Source organism: Actinacidiphila yanglinensis, assembly GCF_900107965.1.
GTDB lineage: Bacteria > Actinomycetota > Actinomycetes > Streptomycetales > Streptomycetaceae > Actinacidiphila > Actinacidiphila yanglinensis.
In genome coordinates this window covers 119,313-141,878 of the sequence record NZ_FNVU01000007.1, presented here as the reverse complement: position 1 = coordinate 141,878, position 22,566 = coordinate 119,313, and the positions used below count along the sequence as shown (strand labels likewise).

The 22,566-nt window shown below is 73.7% G+C and carries 18 protein-coding genes; 13 read left to right on the top strand and 5 right to left on the bottom strand.

Annotated elements, in window-relative coordinates:
- Positions 1–36: 36 nt before the first annotated feature.
- The 5 genes from C4U44_RS18015 to C4U44_RS17995 all read left to right on the top strand — a co-directional run bounded on the left by C4U44_RS18015 (position 37) and on the right by C4U44_RS17995 (position 9,814).
- Positions 37–1,770 carry a serine/threonine-protein kinase gene (locus C4U44_RS18015; RefSeq protein WP_103886860.1) on the top strand — a complete coding sequence of 578 codons (1,734 nt, stop codon included), beginning with the start codon at positions 37–39 and terminating at the stop codon, positions 1,768–1,770.
- Between the two features lie 178 nt (positions 1,771–1,948).
- Positions 1,949–3,829 carry a serine/threonine-protein kinase gene (locus tag C4U44_RS18010; protein ID WP_103886859.1) on the top strand — a complete coding sequence of 627 codons (1,881 nt, stop codon included), beginning with the start codon at positions 1,949–1,951 and terminating at the stop codon, positions 3,827–3,829.
- Positions 3,830–3,979: 150 nt separating this feature from the next.
- The gene (locus C4U44_RS18005; protein WP_103887099.1) at positions 3,980–6,151 is read left to right on the top strand and encodes a protein kinase; all 2,172 of its coding nucleotides are present in this window, start codon (positions 3,980–3,982) and stop codon (positions 6,149–6,151) included.
- Positions 6,152–6,313: 162 nt separating this feature from the next.
- Positions 6,314–7,951 (top strand): succinic semialdehyde dehydrogenase, encoded by a 1,638-nt coding sequence (locus C4U44_RS18000; RefSeq protein WP_103886858.1) that lies wholly within the window; start codon positions 6,314–6,316, stop codon positions 7,949–7,951.
- 33 nt (positions 7,952–7,984) lie between these two features.
- Positions 7,985–9,814, top strand: a complete 1,830-nt coding sequence (locus C4U44_RS17995; RefSeq protein WP_103886857.1) for a GMC oxidoreductase — start codon at positions 7,985–7,987, stop codon at positions 9,812–9,814.
- Positions 9,815–10,149: 335 nt separating this feature from the next.
- Here the strand turns inward: C4U44_RS17995 and C4U44_RS17990 are convergent, their stop codons facing one another.
- Positions 10,150–10,503 carry a chorismate mutase gene (locus C4U44_RS17990; RefSeq protein ID WP_407642855.1) on the bottom strand — a complete coding sequence of 118 codons (354 nt, stop codon included), beginning with the start codon at positions 10,501–10,503 and terminating at the stop codon, positions 10,150–10,152.
- A gap of 323 nt (positions 10,504–10,826) precedes the next feature.
- Here C4U44_RS17990 and guaA point away from each other — a divergent pair, with 323 nt between their 5' ends.
- The gene (guaA, locus tag C4U44_RS17985; RefSeq protein ID WP_103886856.1) at positions 10,827–12,419 is read left to right on the top strand and encodes a glutamine-hydrolyzing GMP synthase; all 1,593 of its coding nucleotides are present in this window, start codon (positions 10,827–10,829) and stop codon (positions 12,417–12,419) included.
- A gap of 183 nt (positions 12,420–12,602) precedes the next feature.
- Entirely contained in the window at positions 12,603–13,175 is a 573-nt protein-coding gene (locus C4U44_RS17980) for a DoxX family protein (protein ID WP_103886855.1), read from the top strand.
- Here C4U44_RS17980 and C4U44_RS17975 read toward each other — a convergent pair.
- Positions 13,117–13,344, bottom strand: coding sequence for a hypothetical protein (locus C4U44_RS17975; protein ID WP_103886854.1), 228 nt, complete (start codon positions 13,342–13,344; stop codon positions 13,117–13,119). The two genes, C4U44_RS17980 and C4U44_RS17975, sit on opposite strands and share 59 nt — an antisense overlap.
- Positions 13,341–14,846, bottom strand: a complete 1,506-nt coding sequence (locus tag C4U44_RS17970) for a PspC domain-containing protein (RefSeq protein WP_103886853.1) — start codon at positions 14,844–14,846, stop codon at positions 13,341–13,343. Before C4U44_RS17970 ends, C4U44_RS17975 begins: the two co-directional genes overlap by 4 nt.
- A gap of 155 nt (positions 14,847–15,001) precedes the next feature.
- On the opposite strand from C4U44_RS17970, the gene C4U44_RS17965 reads away from it, so the two are divergent.
- Positions 15,002–16,303 (top strand): ATP-binding protein, encoded by a 1,302-nt coding sequence (locus tag C4U44_RS17965; RefSeq protein WP_103886852.1) that lies wholly within the window; start codon positions 15,002–15,004, stop codon positions 16,301–16,303.
- Positions 16,300–16,983, top strand: a complete 684-nt coding sequence (locus C4U44_RS17960; RefSeq protein WP_103886851.1) for a LuxR C-terminal-related transcriptional regulator — start codon at positions 16,300–16,302, stop codon at positions 16,981–16,983. Before C4U44_RS17965 ends, C4U44_RS17960 begins: the two co-directional genes overlap by 4 nt.
- Positions 16,984–17,035: 52 nt before the next feature.
- On the opposite strand, the gene C4U44_RS17955 is transcribed toward C4U44_RS17960, so the two are convergent.
- Positions 17,036–17,380 (bottom strand): hypothetical protein, encoded by a 345-nt coding sequence (locus C4U44_RS17955; protein ID WP_146088287.1) that lies wholly within the window; start codon positions 17,378–17,380, stop codon positions 17,036–17,038.
- Positions 17,381–17,627: 247 nt separating this feature from the next.
- Here C4U44_RS17955 and C4U44_RS17950 point away from each other — a divergent pair, with 247 nt between their 5' ends.
- Both C4U44_RS17950 and C4U44_RS17945 read left to right on the top strand, forming a co-directional pair.
- On the top strand, positions 17,628–18,605 hold the full coding sequence (locus C4U44_RS17950) for a hypothetical protein (RefSeq protein WP_103886849.1): 978 nt from the start codon (positions 17,628–17,630) through the stop codon (positions 18,603–18,605).
- A 283-nt stretch (positions 18,606–18,888) separates the two neighbouring features.
- Entirely contained in the window at positions 18,889–19,797 is a 909-nt protein-coding gene (locus tag C4U44_RS17945; protein WP_103886848.1) for a transglutaminase-like domain-containing protein, read from the top strand.
- An 86-nt stretch (positions 19,798–19,883) separates the two neighbouring features.
- Here C4U44_RS17945 and C4U44_RS17940 read toward each other — a convergent pair whose 3' ends face one another.
- The gene (locus tag C4U44_RS17940) at positions 19,884–21,035 is read right to left on the bottom strand and encodes a C40 family peptidase (RefSeq protein WP_103886847.1); all 1,152 of its coding nucleotides are present in this window, start codon (positions 21,033–21,035) and stop codon (positions 19,884–19,886) included.
- Between the two features lie 315 nt (positions 21,036–21,350).
- Here C4U44_RS17940 and C4U44_RS17935 point away from each other — a divergent pair, with 315 nt between their 5' ends.
- The gene (locus tag C4U44_RS17935; RefSeq protein WP_103886846.1) at positions 21,351–21,710 is read left to right on the top strand and encodes a hypothetical protein; all 360 of its coding nucleotides are present in this window, start codon (positions 21,351–21,353) and stop codon (positions 21,708–21,710) included.
- Between the two features lie 66 nt (positions 21,711–21,776).
- Complete coding sequence (locus tag C4U44_RS17930) at positions 21,777–22,526, top strand: class I SAM-dependent methyltransferase (RefSeq protein ID WP_103886845.1); 750 nt, start codon at positions 21,777–21,779, stop codon at positions 22,524–22,526.
- The last annotated feature ends 40 nt before the right edge of the window (positions 22,527–22,566 follow it).

Here is a 22,566-nt window from a genome sequence, read left to right as displayed (position 1 = left end):
ACCTGACGCGCCGGCGGGGGATCGGAAGGGCACGAAATGGACGGGGCGGGACACAGCGACGAAGGGCGGCTCGTCGCAGGCCGCTACCGGCTGCTCGAACGCGTCGGCCGGGGTGGGATGGGCACGGTGTGGCTGGCCGAGGACGAACTCCTCGGCCGCCAGGTCGCCGTGAAGAAGTTGCACCCACCGCAGCCGCACATGGACGACGAGGAACTCGCCACCCTCTTCGAGCGCACCCGGCGCGAGGCCCGGGCCGCCGCGCGGATCAGCCACCCCAACGTGGTGGTGGTGCACGACGTGGTCGACGACGCCGGGCTGCCCTCCATCGTGATGGAGTACGTCCCCTCGGTCACCCTCGGCGAACGCCTCAAGCAGCAGGGCCCCTTGGACCCGGCCGAGGCCGCCCGGGTCGGCCGCGGCATGGTCGCCGCGCTGCGCGCCGCGCACCGCGCCGGGGTGCTGCACCGGGACGTCAAGCCCGGCAACGTGCTGCTCGGCGAGGACTCCCGGATCGTCCTCACCGACTTCGGTATCGCGCAGGCGTCCGGCACCTCGACGCTGACCCGCACCGGCGAACTCATCGGCTCCATCGACTTCCTGAGTCCGGAGCGGATACGGGGCGCCCTGCCCGGGCCCGAGTCGGACCTGTGGGCGCTGGGCGCGACCCTGTACCAGGCGGTCGAGGGCGCCTCGCCCTTCCGCCGCCCCACCGCGATCGAGACCGCGTACGCGATCGCCGAGGAGCCCGTCCGGCCGCCCGCCCACGCCGGGGCGATCGCCGACGTGATCGGCGGGCTGCTCGCCAAGGAACCGGCGGAGCGGCTGTCCGCCGAGGACGCCGAGCGGATGCTGCGGCTGCCGGCCTCGGAGCTGGACACCGCGGCGGTGGACCGCAGCCGCTTCGAGTCACCGCCCGGCCGGACCACCACCACCCGGGTCCCGCCCTACGGCGGCACGCCGGCCGAGCCCGGCCAGGGCGCAGGCGGCCCGGGTGAGGCCGCCGGATACGGCCAGGTCTCGCCGGACGGCGGGCCCGGCGCACCGGGCGGCTCGCACCCCGTGCCGGCCGGTACGCACGCCGCGCCGCACCGTGACGCCGGTGGACGCCGGCGCCGGGTGGGGCCCTGGATCGCCGCCGTGGTGGGCCTGGCCGTGCTCGCCGCCGGCGCGCTGTTCGCCGCCCACGACCTCGGCAGCCACGACGACTCCGCCTCCGACGGCGGGCCCACCGGCGGTCCGACCGGGACCACCCCGCCGCCCAGCGCCACGGCCGACCCCTCACCCACCACCCCGAGCACCGCGCCGTCCTCCCCGCCGCCGCTCCCCGACGGCTACGTGCTGGACGAGCGGGCCAAGGAGAAGTACGCGGTGCCGGTGCCCAAGGGCTGGAACCGGAAGGTGTCCCAGGGCGGCGACATGGTCGACTGGGTCGATCCCAGCGGACTGGTGGATCTTCAGGTCGACGCGCTGGACTTCGCCAGCACCGACCCGCTCGAACACTTCGAGGAACTGGAGCCGCAGACCGAGCAACAGGTCGGTCCCAGTTACCACCGCGAGCGGATGGACCGGACGACGGCCTTCGGCGAGAAGGCCGCGCTGTGGAGGTTCACCTTCAAGGGCAAGGTCCGCAGCTGGCGGGCCATCGACCTCGGCTTCGGCCGGCCCGGCGGCACCGAGTACGCCATCTACCTGTCGGCCCCGCTGGAACAGTGGGAGCAGTGGCTGCCGGTGTTCGACAACGCCGTCGCCGGATTCCGGCTCAACCCCTGACCGGTCGAATTCGCAACCACCTTCCCCGTTCGGGGATGATGGGTAGCGGAACCGCCCGACAACCGCCGCCGGCACCGCCGTTGGCGGCCTGCCGGGCGCGGGCCGCACCGGCACAGACGCGCGCCCGCACTCCCCGGCAGCCGGCAGACACACCCGGAAGACACGACAGAGGAATTCCATGAGCGAGGTCGAAGGTACCGACGGACGCGTGCTCGCCGACCGGTACCGCCTCGAAAGCGTGCTCGGCAAGGGCGGCATGGGAACCGTGTGGCGCGCCGTCGACGAGACGCTGGGCCGCAGCGTCGCCGTGAAGGAACTGCGCTTCCCCGGCAACGTCGACGACGACGAGAAGCGCCGCCTGGTGACCCGGACGCTGCGCGAGGCCAAGGCCACCGCGCGCATCCGGAACACCGGCGCGATCACGGTCTTCGACGTCGTCAAGGAGGACGACCGGCCATGGATCGTCATGGAACTGGTCGAGGGCCGGTCGCTCGCCGACGCGATCCGCGAGGACGGCCCGCTCACCCCCCGGCGAGCCGCCGAGGTCGGCCTGGTGCTGCTCGACGTGCTCAAGGCCGCCCACGCGGAGGGCATCCTGCATCGCGATGTGAAGCCGTCCAACGTGCTGCTCGCGGACGCCGGGGCCCGTGACGACGAGGAGCCGGCGACCGGGGGCGGGCGGGTCGTCCTCGGCGACTTCGGCATCGCCCAGATCGACGGCGACCCGTCGGTGACCTCCACCGGCATGCTCGTCGGCGCGCCGTCGTACATCTCGCCCGAGCGGGCCCGCGGGCAGAAGCCCGGCCCACCCGCGGACCTGTGGTCGCTCGGCGCCCTGCTGTTCGCCTCCGTCGAGGGCCACCCGCCCTACGACAAGGGCTCCGCGATCGCCACCCTCACCGCGGTGATGACCGAGCCGGTCGGCCCGATGCGCGTCTCCGGGCCGCTCGCCGAGGCGATCTCCGGGCTGCTGGACAAGGACCCGGACCGGCGGCTGGACGACGCGGGCGCCCGCCGGCTGCTCACCGCTGTGGTGGACGCCCCGGACGTGCCGGTCGAGCCGGCCCCCGACCCGACCCGCGCCCTGCCGATCCCGAGCATGCCGCCCACGGTCGGCGGCCCGCACGCCGATACGGGCCCGGTCGACCCCCAGCCCGTCCCGACCGACGCGCCGCCGGCCGCCCGCAAGGCCGCTATCGACCAGGCCAGGGCGCGCGAGGCGCTGCGGGCGCTGCGCAAGGCCGCCGACCCGCGGGACAAGGACGGGGCCGGATCGGGTCCGGGTGCCCCGGCGGGCGCGCGGCGGGCCTCGCTGAACGACGTGCTGCAGCGCCGCACCCTGGTGCTGGTGGTGGCCGCGGTGGTGCTGGCACTGCTGGGCACCGTGATAGGCGTCGCGATCGCCGAGTCCGGCGGCGGGGGCGGCGACGGGAAGGGCGGCACCCCCGCGGGGAGCACGCCGAGCACCGCCACGCACGACACCGGCAAGGGCCGGGGCACCGGGCAGGCCAAGAACTCCGGGGACGCGGGGAGTTCGCCCGCCACCGGCGGTACCGCCACCGCGCCGTCCGCGCCGGCCTCCCGCCCCGCGGCCGGCGCCGGGACCGCGCTCCCGGCGGGCTGGAGCGTCCACAAGGACTCCGAGGGCTTCTCGATAGCGCTTCCCAAGGGCTGGCGGCGGATCGGCGACGACGGCTACGGCGTCGGCTCGCGCTTCAAGGGCCCGGGCGCCGCGACCTTGCTGGTGGACTGGACGCACTCCCCGGGCAAGAGCGCCCTCGGCACCTGGCAGAAGGACTCCGCCGCCGCGCCCGGGCAGATGCCCGGCTATCACCAGATCAAGGTCGCGAAGGCGCAGTACCGCGGCTACGACGCGGCCGACTGGGAATACACCCGGCAGCAGCAGGGTAAGGCGGTACATGTCCTGAACCGCGGCATGGTGACGGGCCCCGGGCACGGCTACGCGCTGCTGTACACCACTCCGGCCGGCGAGTGGGCCAGTGCAGCGAACCGCCTCAACCTCGCGACGTTCTTCAGTACCTTCAAACCGGCCAAGTAGGCGGGCCGGAGCACGTAAGGTGAGTACGTGTGGACTGTCCGCAGCCGGATGCGGACCGACTTCCCGTCGGAAGTGTCCGGACCCGAACGGGCCTGACCGTTTCGGGGTGTGCGGCGGATGAGCGACCAGGCGGGCCGGAAGGGGGGCGCCGTGGAGGAGTACGCGGGACGCGTGCTCGCTGAGCGCTACCGGCTGCCCCGGCCGCCCGCCGACGAGTTCGAACTCGTCGAGAGCCGCGCCTTCGATACCTACAGCGGCCAGGAGGTCCTGGTCCACCAGGTGCTGCTGCCCGAGGTGGTCAGTGCCGAGCCGGCCGAGGGGTCCGAGGCGTCCGACGGGTCGCGCAGGCCCTCGGGCGACGGCGACGACGGGCTGGACGAGAGCGCCCGGCGCGCCCTGGAGGCGGCCCGCAGCGCCGCGGCCATCCCCGACCACCCGCGCCTGGTCCAGGTCTTCGACATATTCGTCGAGGACGGCAGCCTGTGGATCGCGAGCGAACTGGTGTCCGCCCGGTCGCTGGCCGCGTTACTCGCCGAGCGGCCGCTGGACGCCTACCGCGCCGCCGAGGTCGCCTCCGACGTGCTGACCGCGCTGCGCGCCCTGCACGCCACCGGCTGGACCCACCGCAACGTCACGGCGAGTACCGTCCTGGTCTGCGACGACGGCCGGGCGATGCTCGCCGGCCTGGCCGCGGGCGCCGCCCAGGAGGCGCTGTGCGGGTACGACCCGCTGCCCGAGCAGGTGCTCGCCGGCGGCGGCGAAGGGGACGACTGGCACGGCCCGCGCTCCGCGCTCGAACAGGAGCGGGCCCGGCAGAACCGCATCACCGTGGTCGGCGCCGTCACCGAGCGCTGGGCGCCCGAGCAGGCGCACGAAGTCCACGAGAACTGGCGGCTGTCCCCGCCGGTCGGCCCGGCGGCCGACCTGTGGGCGCTCGGCTCCCTGCTGTTCCGCAGCGTGCAGGGCCACCCGCCCTACCCCGAGGAGAGCGCCGCCGAGCTCGTCCAGCTGGTCTGCGCCGAGCCGCCCGCCTTCGCCGAGGAGTGCGGCCCGCTGCGCCCGATCGTCGAGTCGCTGCTGCGCCCGGATCCCGAGGAGCGGCCCGAGGCGGAGGAGTTGGGCGGCTGGCTGCGCTCCCTGATCCGGTCCGCGCCCGAGCCGGACCTCGGCGTCAGCACCGTGCAGGTGCCCACCGATCCGGCGAAGCTGCCGGTCAAGCGGCGCCGGGGCGAACTCGTGCGGCGGCGCAGGAAGAAGGCCGCTGCCGAGTCCGACGCGGGCGCCCAGCATCGCCGGCACGCCCGGGGCAAGCAGGCCAGGGCCGGCCGCCTGCCCAAGCAGGCTCGGCCGGCCGGTCCGGGTAAGGCCGTCGGCATGTCCTCGGCGGTGGCCGCACCGGACGCGCCGACGGAGCAGATCCTGCCCGCCAGGCCGGCCCGCCCGGCGAAGGCCGCCAAGTCGGCCCGCCCCGCCGTGCCCGACCAGACCACCGTCACCCACAGCGGCCCGCGCACCGCCACCCGCCCGCACATCCACGAGGAGGACGTCGTCTACCGGCGTCCCGACGGGAGTTCGGACTCGCCGCGCCGGCTCGGCCTGCGGCTGCTGATCGCGGTGCTGGTGATCCTCGCGGCCGTGGTGGCGTACGCCCTGCTGTTCCTGCCGCAGCGCAAGGACTCCTCCGACGGCGCGCACGCCGACCGCACCCTCCCGGCCGGGATGCCGCACCCCGGCGACGGCAAGAACGGCGGCGGCAAGTCCGCAGGCGCCTCGACCGCACCGAGCACCGGGGCGTCCACCGCGAGCAAGCCGCCCGCCGGTTCGTCCGGCAAGCCGGCGAGCAAGCCGCCCACCTCGCCGTCCGGCCCGGCACTCGGCCCCGACTTCGTGCTGCGGCGCGACGCCGCGGGCTTCTCGGTGGCGGTGCACACGGGCTGGCAGCGCTCGGGTGCCAACTCGAAGGACGAGGTCACCTACGCCGGCGACGACCTCCAGCTCACCGTGGTCCCCGGCCGGGACAGGTCGTCCGCGCGCGGCACCGACCCGGTCGCCTACCAGCTCAACGAGCCGGAACTCGCCGACTTCCGCGCCTCGTCCTGGTCCTCGGCGTCGGGCCTGCAGTCCCTGACCCTCGACGGCCACCCGGCCGCCGAGGGCGAGTACACCTACCGCGACTCCAGCGGTCAGGGCGTGTACGCGCGCAACCTCGCCATCCTGATCGGCGGCAAGTACCACATCGTGCTGGTCACCGGCCTGGACAGCCAACGCGCCGCGGTCCAGCAGGCGTTCGACAAGGCCGTCCAGACCTACAGCGCGGGCTGACCCCGCGATCCGCTCCGCCCGGCGAATCAGCCGCCTGTTCGACTGATCTGACCTGCACGAACCGTCACGATGCCACCGCACGCTGGCGTAGTTGCAGAAGTCATGGAGAAAAAGGCTACTGATGGGTATCCACGGCGGTCCGGCCGCCGTACCCTCACCGGCATGACGGATTCGCCGGAAAGCGTGACACCCAGTGCCTCCCTGGTCGACGGCAGCACCGACAACCCCGTCGCGCCGCGCCCCGCGACCTCGCGCGGTCCGCAGGACGTCGTCACCCCCGAACTCGTCGCCCGGCTGACCCAGGGCGTGGTGGGCTCCGGCCGGACCGCGAGCCACACCCCGCTGACCGGCGAGCAGCTGGCCGAGCTGCCGGAGGCCACCCCGGACGAGGTCGCCGAGGCGTACCGCCGGGCCCGCGCCGCGCAGGCCGGCTGGGCCGCGACGCCCGCACGGCAGCGCGCGAAGGTGCTGCTGCGCTTCCACGACCTGGTGCTCGCCCGGCAGGCCGAGGTGCTGGACCTCATCCAGCTGGAGACCGGCAAGGCCAGGCTGCACGCCCACGAAGAGGTCCAGGTGGTCGCGATGTCCGCCCGGCACTACGGCTTCAAGGCGCCCTCCTACCTCAGGCCGAAGCGGCACACCGGCGCCGTGCCCACCCTCACCAAGGCGCTCGAACTGCGCCAGCCGCGCGGGGTGGTCGGGCAGATCGCGCCCTGGAACTACCCGCTGGAGCTGTCGGTCGGCGACGCCCTGCCCGCCTTCGCGGCCGGCAACGCGGTGGTGATGAAGCCCGACACCGAGACCGCGCTCACCGCGCTGTGGGCCCGCCGGCAGTTCATCGAGGCCGGGCTGCCCGAGGACGTCTGGCAGATCGTCATCGGGGACGGCCCGGTGGTCGGCCCCGCCGTGGTCGAGCACGCCGACTACGTCTCCTTCACCGGCTCCACCCGCACCGGCCGCGAGGTCGCCCAGCGCGCGGCCGCCCGGCTGGTCGGCGCCTCGCTCGAACTCGGTGGCAAGAACGCCCTGCTGGTGCTGCGCGACGCCGACCTGGACCGCGCCGCGGCCGGTGCGGTGCGGGCCTGCTTCGCCTCGGCCGGGCAGCTGTGCATCTCCATCGAGCGGGTGTTCGTGCACGAGTCGGTCGCCGACGCCTTCACCGCGAAGTTCGTCGCGCTGACCCGGGAGATCCGGCTCGGCACCGCGCTGGCCTACGGGGCGGGCATGGGCTCGCTGGTCGGCGAACGCCAACTCGCCCTGGTCACCCGGCACGTGGAGGAGGCCCGGGAGAAGGGCGCCACGGTGCTCACCGGTGGCCGCCCGCGCCCCGACGTCGGCCCGTACGTCTACGAGCCGACGGTGCTGGAGGGCGTCGAGGCGCCGATGGCGGTGTGCGCCGAGGAGACCTTCGGCCCGGTGGTGTCCGTCTACCGCTTCCGCGACGAGGACGAGGCGGTCGCGCGCGCCAACGCCAGCGCGTACGGGCTCAACGCCAGCGTGTGGACCCGCGACGTCCGCCGCGGCACCGCGCTCGCGGCCCGGCTGCGCTCCGGCACCGTCAACGTCAACGAGGCGTACGCGGCGGCCTACGGCAGCGTGCGGGCGCCGATGGGAGGCATGAAGGACTCCGGGCTCGGCCGCCGGCACGGCTCGGAGGGCATCCTCAAGTACACCGAGGCGCAGACCGTCGCGACGCAGCGGCTGCTGCCGATGGGCCCGGCGTTCGGCCTGAGCGACGAGAGCTACGCGACCCTGCTCAACCGGTCGCTGCGGCTGATGAAGGGCCTGCGCATCCGCTGACCCACCCCCGACCAGCGACTCCCGGAGGACCAGGTGGCACAGGAAGACGGCTACGACTACGACGTCATCGTCGTCGGATCGGGCTTCGGCGGGGCGGTGTCCGCGCTGCGGCTGACCGAGAAGGGCTACCGGGTCGGCGTGCTGGAGGCGGGCCGCCGCTTCGCCCGGGAGGAACTGCCGAAGAACTCGTGGGACGTGCGCAACTACCTGTGGGCACCCTCGCTGGGCCTCTACGGCATCCAGCGCATCCACGTACTGGGCAAGGTGCTGGTGCTGGCCGGCGCGGGGGTCGGCGGCGGCTCGCTGAACTACGCGAACACGCTGTACGTCCCGCCGCCCGCGTTCTTCCAGGACCGGCAGTGGGGCGCGATCACCGACTGGCAGCAGGAACTGGCGCCCTACTACGACCAGGCCAGGCGGATGCTGGGGGTGCGGCTCAACCCGACCACGACACCGTCGGACGTCCATCTCAAGGCGGCCGCCGAGAAGATGGGGGTGGGGGACAGCTTCCACCTGGCACCGGTCGGCGTGTTCTTCGGGGACGGGCGGGACGCCTGCGCGGACCCGGAGGCGGGCGCCGCAGGGCCGACCGCCGCGCCCGGCGAGGAGGTCGCCGACCCGTACTTCGGCGGGGCCGGGCCGTCCCGGCGGGCCTGCACCGAGTGCGGGGAGTGCATGACGGGCTGCCGGCACGGCGCGAAGAACACCCTCAACGAGAACTACCTGCACCTCGCGGAGCGGGCCGGCGCGGAGATCCGGGCGATGACGACCGTCGTCGAGCTGGCCGACGACCCCGCCGGGGGCTACCGGGTCACGACCGTGCCCACCGACCGGCGCCGCAAGGGCGGCCGCGGCGTGCTGCGCGCCCGCCAGGTGGTGGTCGCGGCCGGCACCTACGGGACGCAGACCCTGCTGCACACCATGCGGGACGCGGGCCGGCTGCCGCGGATCTCGCCCCGGCTGGGCGAGCTGACCCGGACCAACTCCGAGGCGCTGGTCGGCGCGCAGACCAGCGCGTCGCGCTACCGCAAGCGCCACCCGGACCGCCCGCTGGACTTCACCCGGGGCGTGGCCATCACCAGCTCGGTGCACCCGAACGACCACACCCACATCGAGCCGGTCCGCTACGGCCGCGGCTCGAACGCGATGGGCAACCTGTCCATCATGGCCGCGCCGCACCGCGGGAAGCTGCCGCGCTGGGCGGAGTTCGCGGTCAACTACCTGCGCCACCCGGCGGTCGGGCTGCGCTCGCTGTCGAACTTCCGCTGGTCGGAACGGACGATCATCGGGCTGGTGATGCAGACCAGCGACAACTCGCTGACCACCTACCGCAAGGACAAGGGCCTGGGCAAAGGGCTGCTGACCGCCCGTCAGGGGCACGGCGCCCCCAACCCGGTGCACATCCCCGAGGGCGCGCGGGCCGCCGAGCTGATCGCCGAGGAGATCCACGGCTTCGCGGGCAGCAACATCGGTGAGGCCACCGACCGGCCGATGACCGCGCACTTCCTGGGCGGCTGCCCGATCGGCGCGGACGCCGAGCACGGCGTGATCGACCCGTACCACCGGCTGTTCGGGTACCCGGGCATCCATGTGGTCGACGGTGCCGCGGTCTCGGCGAACCTGGGGGTCAACCCCTCGCTGACGATCACCGCGCAGGCCGAGCGGGCGATGTCGCTGTGGCCGAACAAGGGGGAGTCGGACCCGCGGCCGGCCCAGGACGAGGCGTACCGCAGGATCACCGCGGTCGAGCCCGTCGCCCCGGCCGTGCCGGCGGACGCGTTCGGCGCGCTGCGGCTTCCGCTGCTGCCGATACCCCGCGTGCCTCGGGTGGAAGAGGCACCGCAGGTGCCCAAAACGCCCTGAACACGCTGTAATGTGTCACTCGCAGAGCGGCCGGTCCCGGGCGTCCCCGGGAGCCGACCGCCTCTTTAGAGTCGTGACCGGGCTGCTGTCCCCTGCCGTCCGGCCACTCGGGCCGATGCGAGGTCCCACGGCGGCCGCATCACTGCGGCCGCCTCATCGCACCGGTTCACACCCCGCCCAGCTGCGTCTAGGCGGTGTCCATTTCCACGCGTGGTGTTGGGTTACCGCCCCTGGCTGGCACGGACACCTCCTCCAACGAAGGGCCCGTCGGCCGGTCACGTGCCGTTCGGGTGATCCCCCTCGAAAGGGGAAGCGTGCGGCGGCCGGTCATACCGTCACACCCGGCCGCGCCCCAGCTCCAGCAGGGTCATGGCCAGCGCGGTACCGGGCCGGCCGAGCGCATCGCCGTACACCCGCAGCACCTCCATCTCGCGGGCCAGGTGCAGCCGCCGCCCGCCCGCTCCCATCCGGGCCCGCTGCACCTCCCCGGAGATCTCGACCCGGCGCCGGACCAGTTCGATGATCTGCCCGTCGAGAGCGTCGATACGCTGCCGTGCCTCGGCGATCACCTGCTCGGCGGCGGAGGGCAGCGGTGCGTCGTCCGGCGCGGCCGGGGCGGGAACGGCTGCGGCTGCCGGCAGGGCGTCGGCGGGAAGGGCGCGGACGGGCTCGGGGTGGGCGTCGGTCACGGTCTGCTCCTCGGGTCGGTGGCACGTCGGTCACGACCCGGGCACCGGTCCGGAAGCGACAGGCGCCCCGGGCCGAGTGGCCCGGGGCGCCTGGAGGTCGCTTGCGTCAGCTCACACGACGCGACCATGGCAGCCGGACCGGCCGGTGCCATAGGTAAACGCGAAGGTGTACTGGTGCATGGCGCCAGTATGGACCACCCACCGGGTGCGGGCGCAAGGCCGTATCCAGCGCGGTGCCGGGGGCGCCCGAGCAGGGTCGGGAGGTTCCGCCGCCCTGGGTAGACTGGCGGCATACTCCCGTAACCCTCGCCGGAAGGCCGCCCGTGTCCTCAGCGACCCCAGCCGACCCCGCTCCCGAGACCGACACCGTCCTGGTCGTCGACTTCGGCGCCCAGTACGCCCAGCTCATCGCCCGCCGGGTGCGCGAGGCGCGGGTCTACAGCGAGATCGTGCCCTCCTCCATGCCGGTCGCCGAGATGCTGGCGAAGCGGCCGAGGGCGATCATCCTGTCCGGCGGCCCGTCGTCCGTCTACGCGCCGGGCGCGCCCGGCCTGGACCGCTCGATCTTCGAGGCCGGGGTGCCGGTGTTCGGGATGTGCTACGGCTTCCAGCTGATGGCCACCACCCTCGGCGGCACCGTCGACAACTCCGGCGCCCGCGAGTACGGCCGGACCGCCCTGGACGTGTCCAAGCCCGGCTCCACCCTGTTCGAAGGCACCCCCGCCCAGCAGTCGGTCTGGATGTCGCACGGCGACGCCTGCTCGGCCGCCCCCGACGGCTTCACCGTCACCGCGAGCACCGACGTCGTGCCGGTCGCCGCGTTCGAGGACGACGAGAAGCGGCTGTACGGCGTCCAGTACCACCCCGAGGTGCTGCACACCACGCACGGCCAGCAGATCCTGGAGCACTTCCTCTACCGCGGCGCCGGCATCCAACCGTCGTGGACCACCAGCAACGTGGTGGACGAGCAGATCGCCGCGATCCGCGCGCAGGTCGGCGACCGGCGGGCGATCTGCGGGCTGTCCGGCGGGGTGGACTCCGCGGTCGCCGCCGCACTGGTGCAGCGCGCCATCGGCGACCGGCTGACCTGCGTGTACGTCGACCACGGCCTGATGCGCAAGGGCGAGACCGAGCAGGTCGAGAAGGACTTCGTGGCCGCGACCGGGGTCCGGCTGAAGGTCGTCGACGCCTCCGAGCGGTTCCTCACCGCGCTCGCCGGGGTGTCCGACCCGGAGCAGAAGCGCAAGACCATCGGCCGGGAGTTCATCCGGGTCTTCGAGCAGGCGCAGGCCGAGATCGTCGCCGAGGCGCCGGGCGACCAGCCCGTGGAGTTCCTGGTCCAGGGCACCCTCTACCCGGACGTGGTGGAGTCCGGCGGCGGCACCGGCACCGCCAACATCAAGTCGCACCACAACGTCGGCGGCCTGCCCGAGGACCTCGAGTTCGCCCTGGTCGAGCCGCTGCGCAAGCTCTTCAAGGACGAGGTGCGGATGGTCGGCCAGGAGCTCGGCCTGCCCGACGAGATCGTCCAGCGCCAGCCGTTCCCCGGTCCCGGCCTCGGCATCCGCATCGTCGGCGAGGTCACCAAGGAGCGCCTCGACCTGCTGCGCGAGGCCGACGCCATCGCCCGCGAGGAGCTGACCGCGGCCGGCCTCGACCGCGACATCTGGCAGTGCCCGGTGGTGCTGCTCGCCGACGTCCGCTCGGTCGGCGTCCAGGGCGACGGCCGCACCTACGGCCACCCGGTGGTGCTGCGGCCGGTCTCCTCCGAGGACGCCATGACCGCCGACTGGTCCCGGCTGCCGTACGACGTGCTCGCCCGGATCTCCACCCGGATCACCAACGAGGTCGCCGAGGTCAACCGGGTCGTGCTGGACGTCACCAGCAAGCCGCCGGGCACCATCGAGTGGGAGTGAGCGGGCGCCGGCCGCGCGGGCGGCGGGGTGGTCACGTCCCGCCGCCCGCCCTCCCGCGCGGCCGTCCCGCGAAAACCCCGCCGCGTTGAGTCGAAGTGCCCTGGTGTACGTATGACGGCGTGACGCCGCTGCATCGGAAGACCACTTCCACCCCACCAAGCGCGGCGGGAGAGCGGGGACACGATGCTCGAGACGTGGCGGGACACCGCACGCCGCTACGCGCTGCTGCCGTTGCGGATCTTCCTCGGCGTGACCTTCACCTACGCCGGGATCGACAAGCTGACCAGCAACACCTTCTTCACCGACTCGGCGAACGGCTCGCTGCTCCAGACCCTGCACGGCGTCCGGGACTCGGCGGCGATACCGGCCATGGTCGACCTCGCCCTGAAGGCGCCGCACGGCTTCGGGTACGCGATCGCCCTCGGTGAACTCGCGGTCGGCCTCGGGGTGTTCTTCGGGCTGCTCGGCCGGGTGGCCGCGCTCGGCGGCGCGCTGATCTCGCTGAGCCTGTGGCTGACGGTGAGCTGGTCCACGACGCCCTACTACTACGGCAACGACCTGGCCTACCTGATGGCCTGGCTGCCGATGGTGCTGGCGGGCACGCCCTACCTGTCGCTCGACGTGCTGGTGAAGAAGTGGCGGGCCGGTGCCGACGTCGGCGCGGGTGCTCCGGCGTCCGGCGGCGGTCCGGGCGCGGCTACGGTCGAGGAGTCCGCCGCCTCCGGACGTCCCGTACGATCCGCACCACCTGCGTGAGGCTCGCGGTCACCAGGACCAGGCCGAGCCCGCAGCTCGCCGCGGTGATCGTGGCGTTCCGGTCGGACAGGTCCCACACCCCGGTCGCGTCCAGCAGGAAGGACACGGACAGGCCGATCAGGACCAGGCCCATCACCAGGGCCGCCGGCTCGAAACGGTGCCGCTTCACCGGACCACCCGCAGATCCCCGACGCCGACCCGGACCGTGAGTTCGATCGTCCCGGTGGACCGGATGCCCGGCTTCGGGCCGTAGACCTCGGTGTCGTGCGCTCCGCCCTTGATGTTCACTCCGCTGTCGCTCCGTCCCGGCAGCAGCACGTCGCCGACGCCGATGTGGTAGTTCAGGACGACCGTGGCGTCCGGTGGCAGCCGGACCACCGCCTCGCCCAGGTTCACCTTGACCCGGCTGCTCACGGTGCGGTCGTGCAGGGCCGTCCTCCGCAGGTCGAGGTCGCCGTCGCCCACGCCCCGGACGTACAGCGGCTGGATCGCGGCCGCGGTGGCCGGGGTCCAGTGGCTGGTCCAGCCCTCCGGGTTCTTGGGCAGCGAGGCGGTGGCGATCAGCCCGGCGATGGTCAGCAGCGACCAGAACGCGGTGGCGCCGCGCGGCCGTCCCGCGAAGGACGCGACCAGGTAGGCCACGCCGAAGACGCCCAGCGCCGAGGACAGCCCGATCTCCACGCTCGCGCCCACCGACGTCCGGTGGAAGGACACCGAGGTGCCCACCGCCGCGGCCGTCGCCGCCAGCAGGAAGGCCACCAGCCCGAACGGCCACAGCCGCTCCTTGCGGGTGGCCCGCTTCCGCTCCCGCCAGGCCTGCCGATCCGCCTCCTGGTACGGCCCGTCGTCCGGGCCCCACAGGTACGCCGGCTTCGTCAGCGAGTCGCGCCACCAGGACGGGGTGCTGCCGGGCTCCGGCGGGGCCTGCGCGGCCGGCGGGGCGTCCGCGACCGCGCTCGCGGCCACCAGCGGGGTCTCGCCGGCCGCCTGTATCCGGCCGCGCTGCTGAGACCAGTACACGGCGGCGGCCGTCGCGCCCAGCAGGATCAGCGAGAACGCCTGGTTGGCGCCGTTGTCGAGCATCGACGCGTACAGGCCGCAGCCGACCAGCGTCATGAGGACGGCGGTCAGCGGCGCGCCCTCGATCCGTCCGGACAGCAGGCGGTGCGCCTCGCTCTCCTCCTCGCCCTCCTGCGGGATGACCAGCCAGCCCATGCCGTAGACGATCAGGCCGATGCCGCCGGTCAGCGCGAGCACCGCGAGCACGATGCGGAAGATCACCGGGTCGACGCCGAACCAGCGGCCCGCGCTGTGGCAGACGCCGGCCAGCACCTTGTCCTTGCCGCGGCCGCGCCGGAGCGGGGGGTGCCCGCCGTCCGCGCTTCCCTCGGTCTCGGCGCCGTCGCCGTCCTTCGCGCCGTCCCTCGCGCTGCCCTTCGCGTCGCCCCGTGCCCGGCCCGCGTCCTTGGTCCATCCGGCGCCGGAACCGGCACCGCGGTCGCTCCCGGGGGCGCCGGCCGGCCCCGGCACCTCGGCCGCGGTCGGGAGCGGGGGCGGCAGCGTCGCCTGGCTGCCCTCGTCGCGGTCCCGGTCCCGGGGCCGCGTCGCCTGGCTGCCCTCGTCGCGGTCCCGGTCCCGGGGCGCACTCGTGTCGGTGGGCTCGTCGGTCATAGCCACCATGGTCGCGTGTCCGCCGCGGTACCGGCACCCGCCTGGACCCTGGTACGACCCTGATCCCGCCCCGGAGGCCCCCTGGGGGTCCGCTCGCGGATCCTCGGGGGTTCACCCTGATGCCCCCGGGGTCGCGCCTGTGTGACGATCGGTGTATGTCAGCCAGCCCCCCGCCCCCCGGACCGTCCGGCGGCGTCACCGGAGCGTCCTTCCTCGCGCCGCCCGACCCCGCCGCGTCCGGTGTGCGCAAGCTCTACCGCAGTTCCGAGGGCCGGATGATCGGCGGCGTGGCGCGCGGGCTGGCCGGCCACCTCGGACTGCCCGTGCTGTGGGTGCGCGCGCTGTTCGTGCTGCTCGCGGTCTTCAACGGCATCGGCATCCTGCTCTACGCGGTGTTCTGGTTCTTCGTGCCGCTCGGCGTCGGCGGCGTCTCCGAGGCGAAGGAGCCGCGGGACGCCCGTTCCTGGCTGGCGGGCAAGCGTCCGGACAAGGGCCAGATCATGGCCCTGATCGCGCTGGCGGCCGGCACCGGCATCCTCGTCGACAACTTCAACCTCGGCGCCGCCAACCGCGCGGTGTGGCCGCTGCTGGTGATCGGCCTGGGCGTCTCGCTGGTGTGGCGGCAGGCCGACAACGCCCGCAAGGCGCGCTGGGTCGAGATGAGCCACGGCAAGCGGTTCTGGCCGCTGGTACGGGCCGCGGGCGGCATCTTTCTCGTGATCGCGGGGGTCACCGGCTTCATCGTGGTGCGCGGTTCGGGCAGCCACGTCGGCGGCATCCTCCAGGCCGCGCTCGCCGTGCTCGTCGGGGTCGCGCTGATCGCCGGACCGTATCTGGTGCGGATGACGCAGGACCTGTCCGCGGAGCGCCTGATGCGCATCCGCGCCCAGGAGCGCGCCGAGGTCGCCGCCCACGTGCACGACTCGGTGCTGCACACCCTCACGCTGATCCAGCGGCACGCCGAGGAGCCGCGCGAGGTGGCCCGGCTGGCCCGGGCCCAGGAGCGCGAGCTGCGCGCGTGGCTGTACCGCCCCGAGGGCACCGGCCGCGACGACGAGCCGACCACGCTCGCCGACGCGGTGCGCGCCGCCGCCGCGGAGGTGGAGGACGCGCACGGCGTGCCCGTCGAGGTGGTCTGCGTGGGGGACTGCCCGCTCGACGACCGGCTGGTCGCGCAGATGCAGGCCGCCCGCGAGGCGATGGTCAACGCGGCGAAGTACGGCGGCGACGGGGGCGCGGTCCAGGTCTACGCCGAGGTCGAGGAGGCGAAGGTGTTCGTCTCGGTCCGCGACCACGGCGCGGGTTTCGACCTCGACCAGGTTCCCGACGACCGCATGGGCGTAAGAGAATCGATCATCGGACGGATGCGGCGCAACGGCGGTGAGGCCCGGCTGCGGGCCGCGCCCGGCGGCGGCACGGAAGTCGAACTCGAGATGGAGAGGGTGGCGGCGGCATGACTACGCCCACGGGAGACGAACGACGGGTCCGGGTGGTCCTCGTCGACGACCACCGCATGTTCCGCACCGGGGTGCAGGCGGAGATCGGCGCCACCGACGAGACCGGGGTCGAGGTGGTCGGCGAGGCGGCCGACGTCGACCAGGCGGTCGCCGTGGTCACCGCCACCCGTCCGGAGGTCGTGCTGCTCGACGTCCACCTGCCCGGCGGCGGCGGGGTCGAGGTGCTGCGGCGGTGCGCCGCGCTCAGCGCCGACCCGGACCGGCCGGTGCGCTTCCTCGCCCTGTCGGTCTCCGACGCGGCCGAGGACGTGATCGGCGTGATCCGCGGCGGTGCGCGCGGCTACGTCACCAAGACCATCACCGGGCCGGACCTGGTCAACTCCATCTTCCGGGTGCGCGACGGCGACGCGGTGTTCTCACCCCGCCTGGCCGGCTTCGTCCTCGACGCGTTCGCCTCCACCGACGCCCCGCCGGTCGACGAGGACCTCGACCGGCTCACGCAGCGCGAGCGCGAGGTGCTGCGGCTGATCGCCCGCGGCTACGCCTACAAGGAGATCGCCAAGCAGCTGTTCATCTCGGTGAAGACCGTCGAGTCCCACGTCTCGGCGGTGCTGCGCAAGCTCCAGCTGTCCAACCGCCACGAGCTGACCCGCTGGGCGACCGCCCGCCGCCTGGTCTGACGCGCCTGGTCCGACGCGCCTGGTCGGGTCGTTGCCGGGGCCGGCGGCGCCCCTACCCGTCCTCGTCGGCCGGCCAGACCAGGCTGTAGTTGGGGACGCGGGCGGTGCGCTGGTCGACCGGGGTGTGGACGGAGTCCATGGGGACGTCCTCGGGGACCAGGCAGCGGGAGAGGTGGATACCGGTCAGGCAGGTCTCGCACCAGAAGGACGCGTAGCCGACCCGGTCCGGGAAGAGGCCCTGGAAGGCCAGGTTCAGCTTGCGGGCACCGCAGTTGGGGCAGCGCACGTCGGGCGCCGTGTCCGGCAACCGGTCGTAGTGCTGCTGGAAGGCCGCCATCCAGCCTTCCCAACTCGCCGTCAGGGCGTGCATCGCCGTACTCCCGTCGGTTCGGCTCATCGGGCGAGCGTCGACAATACGCCGCCGCGGGGCGGCCGGTGGCCGGAATGCCCCGAACCGTGACCTTCTCCTCCCGCGGATCACGCGGCGGGGTCACTGTGGCGCAGATCGCGCACAGAAATTTCACAGGATGTGCAACGTGCGGCCTCTTTCGACCGTCAAGGGAGGCGAGCCAGCAGGCTCATGATTCCTCTCGTCGCGGCGACCGGTCAGCCGGCCGCCCCGACGCTGCTCAAGCGGAGAATCCATGCGTATACGCGCAACCGCGGCTGTCGCAGTCGTCTCGGGGGCCCTGGCCCTGACTGCCGCCGTGATCCCGGCCGCGCAGGCGACCGGCACCTCCTCTGCCCAGGACGGTTGGGCGGCCGCCCACCGCCTGGCGGCAGGCACCGCGCGATCGGCGGCGACCACGTTCGGCGCCCGGACCAGCGGCACGGCCGCCGAGCCGGCCTCGGGCCAGCCGTACCAGCTCGCCGTGGCCTTCTCGAACGTGAAGGTCGACAGCGGCAAGCCCGCCGTGGTCGTCGGCACGACGAACACGGTGCACGTCCCTTACAGCTTCACCCTCACCGCCACCGACGTCGACGTCAGCGCGGACGACTTCATCGCCGGTGTGGACCTCTACCGCGGCTCGGCGACCGACCCCGCCAACGACCTGTACGGCGACAACGCGCCGACCTGCACGGTCACCTCCTCCACCAGCTCGTCGACCGGTGTGGTCACGGTGGAGAGCTGCAAGGGGACCATCGACATCTACCCGCGTGAGGACCTGACCCTGAGCGACCCGGGCACGGGCTGGCACTCGGTGGCCTGGGCGGTCGCGCTCAACGGGCAGGACGGTGACAACCCGGACGAGAGCAAGATCGGCGAGGCCGACCACACCGGCCTGGCCGCACCCGCCCTCCAGCGCTACTCGACGCTGACCGTGAACGCGGCACCCGAGCCGGTGAAGAAGGGCGCGACGGTGACCATCACCGGCAAGCTCAGCCGCGCCAACTGGGACACCCACGTCTACGCGGGCTACACCGGCCAGTCGGTCAAGCTGCAGTTCCGCAAGAAGACCAGCAGCACCTACACCACGCTCAAGACGCTGAAGACGGACAGCCACGGCAACCTGAAGACCACGTACAAGGCGTCGGTCGACGGCTACTGGCGCTACACGTTCGCCGGCACCTCGACCACCCCGGCCGCCACCGCGGCGGGGGACTACGTCGACGTCAAGTGAGCCCGGACCGGGCTGAATCCGGTCCGCGCGAGCCGTCCTGAGCTCCCTGCGGAGACGGGGGGGCCCGCCACCGGCCGGCCCGTACGACCGGGGCCGCCCGTGCACTCGCGACAGCGGGCAACGCACGGGCGGCCCCGCCGTGTTCGGTCCTGGCGGCCGGCGCGCGCAAAACCCTGGACAGTGCGGGCCGGGTTTTGGCACGGTGGGGTGCTCCGACGCGCAGTTCGCTTACGTCGCCGGCCGCCGACGCGGTGGCCGAGTGCGGCAGGCAGGGGACCCCACCATGACCGCACACCGTCTCGCCCCCGAAGTGGCCGGCTTCTACACCTCGCAGAGCACCTTCTCCGACCCCGGCGAGCTCGTCGGCTGGTACACCGATCTGCCCAGGGACGTCGGCGCGCTCGCCCGGGTGGTGCGGGACGTGATGATCCACCGGGTCGAGGGCGGGCAGTTCGGGGTGCCGATCGCCGAGGACCGGATGCGCGGCGACGCGGAGACCCGCTACGTCGACGACATCCTGCGGCTCGTGGTGGAGCGCGACGGCGCCCCGCTGGTGGAGCGGCGGGAGTTCGCGGACCGTTTCGTCGGCATCTGCCGCGACTTCACCCTCCTGCACGTCTCCCTGCTGCGCCACGTCGGCATCCCGGCCCGGCTCCGCTCCGGGTTCGCCTCCTACTTCGGGAACGACGGCTTCCACTTCGACCATGTCGTCACCGAGTACTGGGACGACGAGCGCGGCTGGCTGCTGGCCGACGCGCAGATAGCGGACACCGCGTGGTACCCGATGCCGTTCGAGCCGACCGACGTGCCCAGGGACCGGTTCCTGGTCGCGAGCGAGGCGTGGCAGCTCATCCGCGCGGGCAAGGCCGACCCGAAGTCCTTCGGGCTGCACCTGCCGGAGGGGCCGATGGTGGGGGAGTTCTTCGTGGCCGGCAACATCCGGCTCGACCTGGCGGCCCTGAACAAGGTCGAGACCCTGCTCTGGGACGTCTGGGGCATCGGGGCGGGCGACGACGGAGCGATGACCGACGACATCCGCGACCTCTACGACCTCGCCGCCCGCGCCACCTGCGGCGACGTGCCGTTCGACGAGGCCCGCGCCCTCTTCGCGTCCCACGACGGCCTGCGCACCCCGGCCACGGTGATGTCCCTGTCGAGCTTCAACGGCCCCACCCGCGTCACCCTGCGCTGACCTGCTCCGCCCCGTGGCGGAGCGGTACGACGTGGCCGTGCCCAGGTGCCGCCCGGGTGCGGGCCGAGCCGGATCGAAGGGCGGTCTCAGGCCGGGCGGGTCGCGCCCGCGAAGGGCATCTCCGAGACGGGGGCGATCTGGACCGGGGCGCCCGGGTGCGGGGCGTGGATCATCTCGCCGTGGCCGATGTAGAGGCCGACGTGGGAGATGCCGGAGTAGAAGAAGACCAGGTCGCCCGGGCGCAGTTCGGACTCTCCGACCCGCGTGCCGGCGTTGATCTGGGTGTAGGTGGTGCGCGGCAGCGAGACCCCCGCGGCCTTCCACGCCGCCTGGGTGAGCCCGGAGCAGTCGTACGCGCCAGGACCGGTGGCGCCCCAGACGTAGGGCAGGCCGATGGCCCGGTAGGCGAAGGCGACGGCACGGGCGGCGCGTGCGGAGGGCGCGGCGTCGGTGCCGAGCGGGGTGCGGGACGTGCCGCGGGTGGCGGCCGCGTCGCTGAGCGCGATGTCCGTGCCGTCCGGGGGGTCGACGGTGGCGCGCTGCGCAGGGGTGAGGGAGGCCAGCAGCGCCTGGGCCCGCCGCAGTTCGGACTGCACGGTGTGCTTCCGGGAGGCGAGCGTGGTCTGCGCGGCCTTGAGCGAGGCCAGCTTGCCGTCCGCCTCGGCGCGGGTCTGCTCGATGTCGCGCCGCTGCCCGGCGAGCCGCGCGAGTGCTGCCGCCTGCCGGTCGCCGATCCGGTCGAGCGCGCCGATCTGGTCGAGATATGTCTCGGGGGAGGAGCTCAGGGCGAGTTGGAGGGTCGGGTCCAGCGTGCCCGAGCGGTACTGCGCGGCCGCGATCCCGCCCAGTTCGTCGCGGGTCGCGTTCATCCCGGCGGTCTTGCGGGCGAGTTCGGCCTGGAGGTCGGTGACCGCCGAGCGGGCCGCGTCGGCCTTCTGCCGCGCGCCGTCGTACTGCTGCGTGGCGGCCTCCGCCTTCCGGTACAGCGCGTCGACCTCGGCCCTGACCTGCGCGACCGATCCGGGCGCGCCGGGCGCGCCGTCGGAGCCGGCCGTGTCCGCGGAGTCGGCGGGGGCGGCCGGTCCCGGCTCGGCCTGCGCGGTCCTGCCGAGCAGGCTGACGGAGGCGGCCGAGACGAGGGCCAGCGACAGCGCCGCGCGGGCGGTGGTCCGGGAGGTGAGGGGCGGCCGGGTGATGCGATCGGCCGGGCGGCGACTGTGGCGACTGTGCGAGGCCATGCGGCCGACACTCCTTCGGCAGGGAGGCCCGGCGGCACCGCGCACGGGGGGACGCGGCGCCACCGGACTTCGGTGGAGGCGACCGCGCCGCGAGCGTGTCGACGGCGATGGGATCGGCCACCGCCAAGGACGCTAAACCTGCGCCCGGGGGCGCACGGGCCGGGTGTTCGGGACTGACCCCTTTCCGCCGTGACCGACCGGATCCGACCGCCGTTCGACGGGTGACCCGCCCGCATCGCGGCGCCGGCCGACCGATGCCCGCGATCGGGCACCCCGCCCGGGGTCCTGTGTGCTACGCGCCGTAGGGTCCCGCCCATGGACACCCTCATCAATGTGTTTGTCGGGCTGCACATCATCGGCATCGCGGCGCTGCTGGGCGGCTTCCTCACCCAGCTCAAGGCGATGGGCCGCGGCAGCGCCGAGCCCAGGTTCGTCCCCGGCATGCTCTACGGCGCCGCGACGATGCTGGTCACTGGCGTGACCCTGGTCGGCCTCTCGCACGCCGACGGCCGGCACCCGAGCAACGTGAAGCTCGGCATCAAGCTGGTGGTGCTGCTGGTGATCCTGGGCCTGGTCTACGTCAAGCGCGACGAGGAGAAGGTCGACGCGGTGTCCTTCGGCGCGGTGGGCGGCCTGACCGCCGTGAACATCTTCATCGCGGTGCTGTGGACCTGAGCGCGGCCGCACGCACCTGAACCCACCCCACCCCCGTCACCCACCCCGTCCGCAGGGAGAACCGCGATGACCGGCATCTCGTACGACCGCGCCACCGCCGAGCAGTACCGACTCGCCCGCGAGGTCCCGCGCGCGGGGCTGGCCGCATGGCAGGCGGCGATCGAGGAGGCGGCCGGACTCGCGCCCGGCACGACCGTCCTCGACGTGGGCGCCGGTACCGGCGGATTCGCGGCCGCGCTGCACGACTGGTTCGGCGTCCACGTCGTCGCGGTCGAACCCGCCGAGGCGATGCGCGCGCTGATCCCGGTCGTTCCCGTGACCGCCGGCGGATCCGGGATCGAGGCCCTGGACGGCCGTGCCGACGCACTGCCGGTGCCGGACGGGAGCGCCGACGCGGCCTGGCTCGGCTCCGTGCTGCACCACATCCCGGATCTGCCCGCCGCCGCACGGGAGTTGCGCCGCGCCCTGAAGCCGGGCGCACCCGTGCTGATCCGCAACCTCTTCCCCGGCCGGGCCGAACGCGACCTGAGGGTGCGCTTCTTCCCCGAGACGGCGGCGGTGGTCGACGGCTACCCGACGGTGGACCGTGTCTGCGCCGACTTCGCGACCGCCGGATTCGAACCGCGCGAGCTGGCCGCCATACCGCAGGAGAGCGCGCCGGGCCTCGGGCAGTACGCGGACCTGCTGCGCCGGGACACCGACACGAAGCTGCGCGCGCTGAGCGACGAGGAGTTCGCACGCGGCATGGCGCGGCTGCGCGCGGCAGACCCGGCGGAGCCCGCGGTCAGCTGGATGGACCTGCTGGTCCTGGCTTGAGCGCTTGAGCGCCTGAGCACGTGGCCCCGGGCCTGAGCGC